Raw genomic sequence first — 10,287 nt, 5'->3', positions numbered from 1 at the left:
GCCGGTGCCGACCGGCTTCGCCATCCCGCGCACCCGGCTCGGCGCCGCGGCGGTACGGCTCCTGGCCGCGCTCGTCGCGGGCGAGGAGGCGGACGAGCCGCTCGTGCCGTGCGCCTTCCGGCCGGGGGCGACGGCGGGACCCGCGCCCGAAGCGGTACGGGACCTGGCGGCGACCTGACACGCCGCCCGGCCCCGTACCGGCAACACCGCACCACGAAGCACCACCCGCACCACCCGCACCACCTAGGAGAGCTTGTGACCAGCCAACCGGACATCCTCGTCGTCGGCGGCGGCCTCGGCGGGGTCGCCGCCGCCCTCGCCGCCTGCCGGGCGGGGCGCACCGTCGTCCTCACCGAAGAGACCGACTGGGTCGGCGGCCAGCTCACCTCGCAGGCCGTGCCCCCGGACGAGCACCCGTGGGTCGAGCAGTTCGGCGTCACGGCCTCGTACCGCGCGCTGCGCGAGGCGATCCGCGACTACTACCGCGACCTGTACCCGCTGCGCGCCGAGGCGGCGGCGCAGCCGACGCTCAACCCGGGCGCCGGGCGCGTGAGCAAGCTGTGCGCCGAGCCGCGCGCGGGGCTCGCGGCGCTGGAGGGCATGCTCGCCCCGTACCGCTCCGCCGGGCTCCTCACGCTGCTCACCGAGCACCGTCCCGTCGCCGCGACGACGGAGGGCGACACCGTCACCTCGGTCACGGTCGAGAACCTGCGCGACGGCGGCCGCCGCACCTTCGCGGCGCCGTACGTGCTCGACGCGACCGAGACCGGTGAACTGCTCGACCTCGCGGACGTCGAGCACGTGCTCGGCGCCGAGTCGCGCGCCGAGACCGGCGAGCCGCACGCGCCCGAGCAGGCCGACCCGCTCAACCAGCAGGGCATCACCTTCTGCTTCGCGCTCTCGCACCACGAGGGCGAGGACCACACGATCGAGAAGCCCGCCGACTACGACTTCTGGCGCTCCTACCAGCCGGACTTCTGGCCGGGCCCGCTCCTCGGCTTCCTCGCGCCCGACCCGCGCAGCCTGGAGGCCGTGCCGCGCACCTTCGTGCCGAACCCGGAGCAGGACCCGCTCGCGGTGAGCGCCGACCAGTCGGCCGACGCCGGGGACAAGGAACTCTTCGGCTTCCGCCGCATCCTCGCCCGCAAGCTGCACCGCGAGGGCGCCTTCGGCTCCGACATCACGCTCGTCAACTGGCCGCTCAACGACTACTGGCTCAAGCCCCTCGTCGGCGGCGGCGAGAAGACGACGGCCGAGGCGATACGCGAGGCCAAGCAGCTCTCGCTCTCCGTCCTGTACTGGCTCCAGACCGAGGCCCCGCGCGCGGACGGCGGCAAGGGCTTCCCCGGGCTGCGCCCGCGCCCCGACGTCATGGGCACCGAGGACGGGCTGGCGAAGGCCCCGTACGTCCGCGAGTCGCGGCGCATCAAGGCCGTCACGACCGTCACCGAGCACGACGTGGCGATCGACCTCGTCGGGCCGACCGGCGGCACCCGCTACCCGGACTCGGTCGGCGTCGGCAGCTACCGCATCGACCTGCACCCCTCGACGGGCGGCGACAACTACATCGACATCGGCTCGGTGCCCTTCGAGATCCCGCTCGGCGCGCTCGTGCCGCGCCGGGTGCGCAACCTGCTCCCGGCCGGAAAGAACATCGGCACGACGCACATCACCAACGGCTGCTACCGGCTGCACCCCGTCGAGTGGAACATCGGCGAGGTCGCGGGCGCGCTCGCCGCGCACTGCCTGGACGCGGAGCTGACGCCCCGCGAGGTGCAGGCGGACGAGGACCGGTTCGCGGACTTCGCCGGGCTGCTGGAGCGCTCCGGCGTCGAGCGGCACTGGCCGGAGGTACGCGGCTACTGAGCCGCGGCGGCGGACGCGGCCACGACGGCCGCCCCGCCCGCTGAGCCCCACCGGGCCCGGGAAGCTTGACGGCGCGCCCGGTCACCCGGGGCGGAGACCGCCGGGCGGGACAGCTCCACCTGTCCCGCCCGGCCCACCGCCCACGCACGCGCCGACCCAGCACAAGGAGGTGCCCAGACCATGACCACCCACCGCATCCGCGTCGGCATCGACGTGGGCGGAACCTTCACCGACGCCGTCGCCGTGGACAGCGCGACGCTCGCCCTCGTCGGCCAGGTGAAGGTCCCGACCAGCCACCATCACGAGGACGGGGTCGCGCACGGCATCGTGACGGCGCTCGACAAGCTGCTCACCGAGACCGGGCACACCGCCAAGGACGTGTCCTTCCTGGCCCACGGCACGACACAGGCTACCAACGCCCTGTTGGAGGGCGATGTGGCGACCGTGGGGCTCATCGGCCTCGGCGGCGGCGCCGGCGCGCTCTTCACCAAGCGCCTCGCCTCGCTCGCGAAGACCGAGCTGATCCCCGGCAAGAACTTCCCGCTCCGCTACGCGCACGTCCCCGACCCGGCCGACCGCGCGGCGGTCGAGCACGCCGTGGACGAGGTCGTGCGGGCCGGGGCCGAAGTGATCGTGGCGAGCCAGCCGTTCAGCGTGGACCGCCCGGAGGGCGAGGACGCGGTGCGCGAGGCCGCCGCCGCGCGCGGCGTGCCGATGACCGCCGCGCACGACATCACCTCGCTCTACGGGCTCCAGAAGCGGACCCGCACCGCCGTCGTCAACGCGGCGATCCTGCCGCGCATGTTCGCGACGGCGGACCTCGTGGACGCCGCGATCACGAAGGCGGGCGTCGAGGCGCCGCTCATGGTGATGCGCTGCGACGGCGGCGTCATGTCGCTCGACGAGATGCGCCGCCGCCCGCTGCTCACGGTGCTCTCGGGCCCGGCGGCCGGGGTCGCGGGCGCGCTCATGCAGGAGCGGGTCAGCGAGGGCGTGTTCCTGGAGACCGGCGGCACGTCGACGGACATCAGCGTCGTGCGGCGCGGCAAGGTCGCGGTGCGGCACGCGACACTGCTCGGCAAGACCTCGTACCTCTCCGCGCTCGACGTGCGCACGGTGGGCGTGGGCGGCGGCTCGATGGTGCGTGTGAGCGGCGGCAAGGTGAGCACGGTCGGGCCACGCAGCGCGCACATCGCCGGGCTCCCGTACGCGTGCTTCGCCGCGCCGGAGGAGCTGGCGGGCGCGAAGCTCGCCACGATGCGGCCGACCCCGGACGACGCGGACGACCACGTCGTGATCGACGCGGCGGGCGGGCGCTACGCGCTCACCATGACGTGCGCGGCGAACGCGCTCGGCCGCGTCCCCGAGGACGACTTCGCGCACGCGGACCGCGAGACGGCCCGTACCGCGCTCGCGCCGCTCGCCACCGCGCTCGGCACCGACGTGGACGGCGCGGCGACGCAGATCCTGGACGCGGGCATCGCCCAGGTGCGCGAGGTCGCGGACAAGATGATCGCCGACTACCGGCTCGACAAGGACGCGGTCCTGCTCGTCGGCGGGGGCGGCGGCGCGGCCTCGGTCACGCCGCACCTCGCGGCCGTGACCGGGCTCGAAGGAAAGCTCGCGCGCCACCACGAGGTGATCAGCCCGATCGGCGTCGCGCTCGCGCTCGTGCGCGAGCAGGTCGAGCGGATCATCCCCGGCGCGGGCCAGGAAGACATCCTCGCGGTCCGGGCCGAGGCCGAGCGGGCCGTGATCGCGCAGGGCGCGGCGGCCGACGCGGTCGAGGTCGAGGTGACCGTCGACCCGCAGACCAACACGGTGCGGGCGGTCGCGACGGGTGCCACGGAACTACGCACCCAGGACCGGGCGCACCGGGCCGACGACGCGGAGCGGCTGCGCCTCGCGGCGACGAGCCTGAAGGCGCCGGAGTCCGAGGTGCGCGAGCTGGCCCGGACGAACGCGTACACCGTCTACGGGGCCGAGAAGCACCGCAGGCTGCGCGGCGTCAAGCACCCGGTGCGGGTCGTGGACGCGGACGGCGTCGTACGGCTGCACGCGCCGGACGCGCGGATCGAGACGACGACCGTGGGCGCCGCCGCGCACACCCTCGCGACGCTCGTGGACGAGTCCACGGCGTACGGGGACGGCGGGGTGCGCGCCCCGGCGCTGCGGCTGCTCATCGGCTCGCGCATCGCGGACCTGTCCGGGGTGCTCGACCCGCAGCCGCTGCTCGCGCTCGCGCGGACGGAGCTGGAGGGACGGCCCGCGGACGAGCGGGTCGTGGCTTTGGTGGAGGAGCGCTCATGACCGTCATGACCGAAGACCTGTCGCGCGTGGACGACATCGAGTACGGGGCGCGGTTCCTCGCCTCGCTGCCGCTGCACGCGCACCGCGATCCCGCCGTGCTGCGGGGCTGGGCCGAGGCGGCCGACCGCTTCGGCACGGAGCTCGCGCGCACGCCCTCGCCCGCTCCCGCGCACGTCGTCGAGAGCACGGGCGGCCTGGAGCGCGGGCTCCTCGCCCGCTACACCTCGCGTCCGCAGGCCGTGGAGCTGTACACCGACGCGATCGCCGCCGCCGAGCGGCTCGTGGCCCGGCACGGGTGGCGCGCGTGGTTCCCCACCGGTTCGGTACGGGCCGCCGCGCTCGCCCACGAGGCGGTGCACGAGCGGCTCCACCACGGCTCCGAGCGGGCCGCGCTCAAGCGCGCGCTCGGGCACACCGCGCTGCGGCTGGGCAGGTTCAGCGTGCCCGCGCACGTCGCGGGGGCCGAGGAGCTCGCCGCCCACGCCTACGCGCGCACCGTCTGCGGTCTCGGCCGCAGCCCGCTCCTGCTGTCCGCCGCGCTCGCCGCGTCCTACACCGCCCCGGCGCCCGACCCGGCAGCCCCGGCCAGAGAGAAGTAAGTCATGGGCATCATCATCCTGATCATCATGGCGGCCGGTGTCGCCGCGATGCTCACCCGCAAGCTCCCCACCGCCTTCGCGCTCGTCCTCCTCGGTGTCGTCATCGCGCTCGTCTCGGGCGCGCCGCTCACCGGCAAGAACAGCGTCCTGGACACCGTGCTCCAGGAGGGCGCGCCCGCGCTCGCCGCGACGATGATCGCGATCCTGCTCGGTTCCTGGCTCGGCAAGCTGCTCGACGAGACGGGCATCGCGGGGACGCTGGTGCGCAAGATCGTCGAGTTCGGCGGCGACCGGCCCACGATCGTCGCGCTCGGCGTGCTGATCGTCTCGACGCTCATCGGGACGGTCACCGGCTCGGCGCCGGCCGCGATGCTCGCGGGCATCATCGGCATCCCGGCGATGATCGCGGTCGGCATCCCGAAGGTGACGGCGGCGGGAACGGTCCTCATGGGCATCGCCGCGGGGATGCCGTTCGAGCTGCCGGTGTGGCAGTTCTTCTCCAGCGCGCTCGACATGCCGGTGCACGACGTGCGCCACTTCATGATCCAGCTGTTCCCGTTCGCGCTCTTCGCGGCCGTGATGTTCGTGCTGATCGAGTCGCGGCGCAAGGGCGTCGAGCACGCGTGGGCCTTCCGCACCGAGGCGCCGCGCTCAAAGGCCGCGCGTCGTCGCGCCGAGCTGGGCGACGCCCCGTGGTACGCGCTGCTCACGCCGCTGGTCCCGCTCGTGCTCGCGCTCGGCCTCGACGTCGCGATCATTCCCTCGCTGCTCGCGGGCGTCCTGTACGCGCTCGTGACGACGACCCGCCCCGGCGAGATGAACCGGCGGCTGCTGCGCACGCTCTACAGCGGCTTCGAGGTGGCCGCCGCGCCGATGACGCTGTTCGTCGCGATCGGCATCCTGCTCGCCGCGGTGAAGCTGCCGGGCGCGATCGACGCGCTCGAACCGCTCGTGCGGGCGGTCACGCCGGAGAACCCGATCCTGTTCGTCGTGGTCTTCGCGCTGCTCGTGCCACTGTGCCTGTACCGGGGCCCCCTCAACGTGTACGGGCTCGGGGCCGGCATCGCCGGAGTGCTCATCGCGACCGGCATCTACCCGGCGATCGCGGTGCTCGGCATCACGGCCTCGTACAACCAGGTCTTCGGCGTCGCCGACCCGACGAGCACGCAGACGGTCTGGGCCGCGCAGTACGCGGGCGTGAGCCCGCAGCAGGTCATGATCCGCACGCTGCCATACGTGTGGTTCGTGGCACTGGGCGGCTTCGTGGTGACGGCGGCGGTGCACCTGTGACAGGGCGCTGAGCGCCGGACGGGCCGCTGAGCCGTCCGGCCGTCGCGCCGCCGGACGGGCCGCGGGGCGGGTCGCTTCCCTTCGGGGGGGGGCGGCCCGCCCCGTCGCGTGTCCCGCGCCTCAGGCCGTCTCCCGCACGTACCGCGTGAGCAGGAAGCCGTTCTCCGTGAGGATCGAGGCGGGGCGCATGCGGGCCGGGGTCGCGAGGCCCTGGGCCGCGTAGGCGATGCGGCTCGCGTCGCCCGCCGTGAGGAACGGCGAGACGGTGAGGCACAGTTCGTCGACCGTGTCGGCGGCGATCAGCTGGCCGAGCAGGCGGGGGCCGCCCTCGGCGAGCTGGCGGCGCAGGCCGCGCGCGGCGAGTTCGGCGCGCAGACGGGCGGGATCGGCGCCCCGGCCGCTCCCCGCGACGACGACCTCGGCGCCCGCTTCACGCGCGGCGGCGACCCGCTCGTCGGGAGCTTCGGCGCCGGTGAGGACGAGCGTCGGGACGACGGGCTCGGTGAAGAGCGGCATCGTGAAGTCGAGGTCGAGCGAGGCCGAGACGACGGCGATCGCCGCGGCGGGCGCCTGTCCCGCCGCCTTGCGCGCCTCGGCGAAGGCTTCGCGCGCCTTCGCGGGCCGGTAGCCCTCCCGCCGTACGGTCTCGGCGCCGACCACCACGACATCCGCCAGCGCCCGCAGCACCCCGAAGACCCGCATGTCGGCCGCTCCCGAGATGCCCTGCGAGCGCCCTTCGTGGAAGGCGGCGCCGTCCAGCGTCGTGACCATGTTGGCGCGCAGGACACCGGCCCCGGGCAGCGGCTCGGGGTACGCGTAGAGCGCGGCCAGCTCGGCGAGCGGCCACTCCCGATCGGTGTCGGTCACGTCGGGTGTCGGGTCGGTTACGGGGAACAGGCGTCGCATACCGGCAGTCTCGCACGGCGCTTAAGCTGGGTGTTTGTGTCGACCCCTACGCCCTCGCCCGCGCCCATAGCGGAGGCACGGCCCCTGTCGCTGTGCGCCCGCGAGCCCCGCGTCCCGCCCGAGCGGCTGGTCGCGGAGCTGGTGCCGCCGCCGCGCTTCGACGCGGTCCGCTTCAGCACGTACGTGCCCGACCCGAAGCAGCCGAGCCAGTCGGAGGCGGTACGGGAACTGTCCGCGTTCGCGGCCTCGCTCGGCGCGGCCCCCGCGGCCACCGGCAAGCGCGGCTGGTTCGGCCGCAAGGCACGTACGGAAGCGCCCGCCGGACCGCGCGGCGTGTACCTCGACGGCGGCTACGGCGTCGGCAAGACACACCTGCTCGCCTCGCTGTGGCACGCGACCGACGCGCCGCCCGAGAAGAAGGCGTTCGGCACGTTCGTGGAGCTGACGAACCTCGTCGGCGCGCTCGGGTTCCAGCAGACGGTGGCGACGCTGAGCGGCCACCGGCTGCTGTGCATCGACGAGTTCGAGCTGGACGACCCGGGTGACACGGTGCTCGTCTCCTCGCTGCTCGCGCGGCTCGTCGAGGCGGGCGTGGCGCTCGCCGCGACGTCGAACACGCTGCCCGGCAAGCTCGGCGAGGGCCGCTTCGCCGCGCAGGACTTCCTGCGCGAGATCCAAGGCCTGTCCGCGCACTTCCGCGCGCTGCGCATCGACGGCGACGACTACCGGCACCGGGGCCTGCCCGAGGCGCCCGCGCCGTTCGCCGAGGAGCGGGTGGTACGGGTCGCGGAAGCGACGCCCGGCGCGAGCCTCGACGCCTTCCCCGCCCTCCTCGGCCACCTCGCCCGCGTGCACCCGAGCCGCTACGGGGCACTCACGGACGGCCTGAGCGCGGTGTGCCTCACCGGCGTCGCGCCCGTGCCCGACCAGTCCACGGCGCTGCGCCTCGTCGTCCTCGCCGACCGCCTCTACGACCGCGAGGTCCCCGTCCTCGCCTCGGGCCTGCCCTTCGACCGGCTCTTCTCCGAGGAGATGCTGAACGGCGGCTACCGGAAGAAGTACTTCCGCGCGATCTCCCGCCTCACGGCACTCGCGCGGGACGCGAAGCCGCTGGTGACGGCGGACGACGAGGAGGACTGAGCGGTGACGGAAGAGGCGGACGGCGTGGCGGGGGCGGCGGAGGACGGAGCGGGCGCGGCGGACCGGGCCGGGGGCGAGCAGGAGGCGGTGGAGCCCCGCGCGGCGTGCGTGCTGTGCCAGGAGCCGAGCGAGTACCCCGAGTCGCACCGGGGGATCACGCTGTGCCCGCGCTGCGCCTGGCTGGAGGGGCAGCGCACCGCCTGCTCGGGGTGAGGGGCCGGGGCGGCGGGGCGGCCGTGCGGCTGCCCCACGCCCGTACAACTCCCCGCGCCCGTACGACTGCCCGCGCCCGGTTCGGCCTCTGCGCGGCGCCCGGTTCGGCTTCAGCCCCGCCCTCAGCTCGACTTCTGCTCCGGCTTCGCCTCGCTCGGCCGTACGATGACGAACCCCTCGCCGTCGAGCCGCAGTTGGACCGCCTCGCCGGAGCCGCCGCGCAGCATGGAGCCGACGCTCTGCGAGCGGTGCAGGCTCGTCTGGAGGTGGGCGCTCCAGCCGACGACGGCGTCGGTGTCGACGAAGACGGGCTGTCCCTGGCCGACCGGGATGACGAGCGGGTGCCCCTCGCACATGAGGCCGAGCTTCCCCTGCCCGGAGAAGACGCTGTTGAAGAGGCCGCCGCCGGTCATGCCCGCGCCCTTCACGGTCTTGATCTCGTAGCCGAGGCTCGGGTCGAAGCACAGGACGTTGCGCCCGTTGACGGTGAGCTGGTCGCCCTGCTCGATCTCGACGACGAAGACGTTCTGCGCCTCGTGCGCGAACCACGCCTCGCCGTTGCCCGCGACGGACATGAGCGGAAGCCCCTCGCCGGTCACGGCGCGCTTGAGGAGGCCCCCTATGCCCTGGCCCTTGCGCTCGAAGCGGAGATCGCCGCGGAAGGCGATCATGGCGCCCTGCCGCGCGAACATCTCGCCCCGCACGACGTACTTGAGGGTCTTGGGGTTCTCCACCGTGAGGCCGGGGACGGCAGCACTGGCGAGGAAGTCGGCACCGAACAGATCGCTCTTCATGCCCACATCATGGCGGGGCCGTGTGCGGGGCGCCAAGGGGTTCCGGGACTTTGGCGGGGCGCGGCGGGCCCCTGGCAGACTGGGGGGCGTGACCAGCAGCGACTTCCCTCCCCCGCCCTTCACCGAGGCGCACTCGCCCCGCGACGAGGCCCCCCAGTTCGTCCTCCCGCTCGTGCTGCACCTGGAGAAGACGGCGCCCCCGGCCCGTACCGACGCGCTGGAGACGGCGGCCCGCGCGGTGCTCGCGCTGCTCTCGGACCCGCGCTCGGCGGGCGAGGGTCCGTGGGCCGGGGCGGTGCGGGACTGGCAGGACGCCCGTATCCGCAAGGTCGTACGGCGTGCGCGGGGCTCCGAGTGGCGGCGCGCCGAGGCGCTGGAGGGGCTGACGCTGCACGGCGGGAGCGCCGAGGTGCGGGTCTACCCGCCGATCCCGCTCGACGGCTGGCCCAAGGACCTCGCGAAGCTCCAGGTCTCGGGTACGGAGCTGAGCGACCCGGAGCCACCCGCCGCGCCCGCGCCCGGCGTCCCCGTCGTGTGGCTCAACCCGGGGGTGGAGATGTCGGCGGGCAAGACGATGGCGCAGGCGGGGCACGCGGTGCAGCTCGCCTGGTGGGAGCTGGACGACAAGCGCCGCACCGCGTGGGCGGAGACCGGCTTCCCGCTCGCGGTCCGGACGGCGGACGAGGAGCGGTGGCACTCCCTCGTCGCGGCCGGCCTCCCGGTGGTCCACGACGCCGGTTTCACAGAGGTCGTACCGGGCTCCGCGACGGCGGTGGCGGACCTGCGGGGGCTGGGGGGCTGAGCGGTGCGTGCGATGCCCGCGGCCGAGGTGCCGCTCCCGCCGGAGCTGATCCGGCGACTGCTCGCGGCCCAGCACCCGGACCTCGCGGCGCTCCCGCTCACGGTGCTCGCGCACGGCTGGGACAACCTCGTGTGCCGGCTGGGTACTTCGTACCTCGTGCGGCTGCCCCGGCGCGCGGCGGCGGCGGGGCTCGTACGGAACGAGCAGCGCTGGCTGCCGTCGCTCGCCGCGCGGCTGCCGCTCCCGGTGCCGGCGCCGGTACGGAAGGGGGCGCCGGGGTGCGGATACCCGTGGGCGTGGAGCATCGTCCCGTACCTGCCGGGCGAGACGGCGGCGCGCACCCCACCGGCCGACCCGGGGGCGGCGG

Annotated in this window: 10 protein-coding genes and 1 pseudogene; 9 read left to right on the top strand and 2 right to left on the bottom strand. The window is 74.6% G+C overall.

Features of this window, described 5'->3' with window-relative positions; genetic code table 11:
* The 5 genes and pseudogenes from G3I42_RS37745 to G3I42_RS21895 form a co-directional block, all read left to right on the top strand.
* Nucleotides 1–178 (top strand): annotated as a pseudogene (locus G3I42_RS37745) (LacI family transcriptional regulator); the annotation flags it as partial.
* A 77-nt stretch (nucleotides 179–255) separates the two neighbouring features.
* On the top strand, nucleotides 256–1,866 hold the full coding sequence (locus tag G3I42_RS21910) for an FAD-dependent oxidoreductase (protein ID WP_164288446.1): 1,611 nt from the start codon (nucleotides 256–258) through the stop codon (nucleotides 1,864–1,866).
* 180 nt (nucleotides 1,867–2,046) lie between these two features.
* Nucleotides 2,047–4,176 carry a hydantoinase/oxoprolinase family protein gene (locus tag G3I42_RS21905; protein WP_164288444.1) on the top strand — a complete coding sequence of 710 codons (2,130 nt, stop codon included), beginning with the start codon at nucleotides 2,047–2,049 and terminating at the stop codon, nucleotides 4,174–4,176.
* A complete protein-coding gene (locus G3I42_RS21900) occupies nucleotides 4,173–4,775 on the top strand; it encodes a hypothetical protein (RefSeq protein ID WP_164288442.1) in 603 nt (200 codons plus the stop codon). The genes G3I42_RS21905 and G3I42_RS21900 overlap by 4 nt, the downstream gene beginning before the upstream one ends.
* Nucleotides 4,776–4,778: 3 nt before the next feature.
* Nucleotides 4,779–6,065: a TRAP transporter large permease subunit gene (locus tag G3I42_RS21895; RefSeq protein ID WP_164288440.1), complete on the top strand. Its 1,287-nt coding sequence runs from the start codon at nucleotides 4,779–4,781 to the stop codon at nucleotides 6,063–6,065.
* A gap of 120 nt (nucleotides 6,066–6,185) precedes the next feature.
* Here G3I42_RS21895 and G3I42_RS21890 read toward each other — a convergent pair whose 3' ends face one another.
* The gene (locus tag G3I42_RS21890; RefSeq protein ID WP_164288438.1) at nucleotides 6,186–6,971 is read right to left on the bottom strand and encodes a pyrimidine reductase family protein; all 786 of its coding nucleotides are present in this window, start codon (nucleotides 6,969–6,971) and stop codon (nucleotides 6,186–6,188) included.
* A 36-nt stretch (nucleotides 6,972–7,007) separates the two neighbouring features.
* On the opposite strand from G3I42_RS21890, the gene zapE reads away from it, so the two are divergent.
* Both zapE and G3I42_RS21880 read left to right on the top strand, forming a co-directional pair.
* Nucleotides 7,008–8,111: a cell division protein ZapE gene (gene zapE, locus G3I42_RS21885; protein ID WP_343244620.1), complete on the top strand. Its 1,104-nt coding sequence runs from the start codon at nucleotides 7,008–7,010 to the stop codon at nucleotides 8,109–8,111.
* 24 nt (nucleotides 8,112–8,135) lie between these two features.
* Nucleotides 8,136–8,324, top strand: coding sequence for a hypothetical protein (locus G3I42_RS21880; protein ID WP_164288450.1), 189 nt, complete (start codon nucleotides 8,136–8,138; stop codon nucleotides 8,322–8,324).
* 122 nt (nucleotides 8,325–8,446) lie between these two features.
* Here the strand turns inward: G3I42_RS21880 and G3I42_RS21875 are convergent, their stop codons facing one another.
* Nucleotides 8,447–9,118 carry an AIM24 family protein gene (locus tag G3I42_RS21875; RefSeq protein ID WP_164288433.1) on the bottom strand — a complete coding sequence of 224 codons (672 nt, stop codon included), beginning with the start codon at nucleotides 9,116–9,118 and terminating at the stop codon, nucleotides 8,447–8,449.
* A gap of 88 nt (nucleotides 9,119–9,206) precedes the next feature.
* On the opposite strand from G3I42_RS21875, the gene G3I42_RS21870 reads away from it, so the two are divergent.
* Entirely contained in the window at nucleotides 9,207–9,920 is a 714-nt protein-coding gene (locus G3I42_RS21870) for an aminoacyl-tRNA hydrolase (RefSeq protein WP_164288431.1), read from the top strand.
* 12 nt (nucleotides 9,921–9,932) lie between these two features.
* A partial coding sequence (locus G3I42_RS21865) for a phosphotransferase (protein ID WP_203607138.1) occupies nucleotides 9,933–10,287 on the top strand: 355 nt, incomplete at its 3' end.

The organism is Streptomyces sp. SID11385, from assembly GCF_010548245.1.
Lineage (GTDB): Bacteria > Actinomycetota > Actinomycetes > Streptomycetales > Streptomycetaceae > Streptomyces.
Note: the sequence above shows the minus strand (reverse complement) of the source record. Positions and strands in the feature narration are given on the sequence as shown.

Bases quoted from the DNA above. Each gene is read 5' to 3' on its own strand.
- G3I42_RS21875 (WP_164288433.1), bottom strand. From the start codon at position 9,118: ATGAAGAGCGATCTGTTCGGTGCCGACTTCCTCGCCAGTGCTGCCGTC.
- G3I42_RS21905 (WP_164288444.1), top strand. From the start codon at position 2,047: ATGACCACCCACCGCATCCGCGTCGGCATCGACGTGGGCGGAACCTTC.
- G3I42_RS21890 (WP_164288438.1), bottom strand. From the start codon at position 6,971: ATGCGACGCCTGTTCCCCGTAACCGACCCGACACCCGACGTGACCGAC.
- G3I42_RS21900 (WP_164288442.1), top strand. From the start codon at position 4,173: ATGACCGTCATGACCGAAGACCTGTCGCGCGTGGACGACATCGAGTAC.
- G3I42_RS21895 (WP_164288440.1), top strand. From the start codon at position 4,779: ATGGGCATCATCATCCTGATCATCATGGCGGCCGGTGTCGCCGCGATG.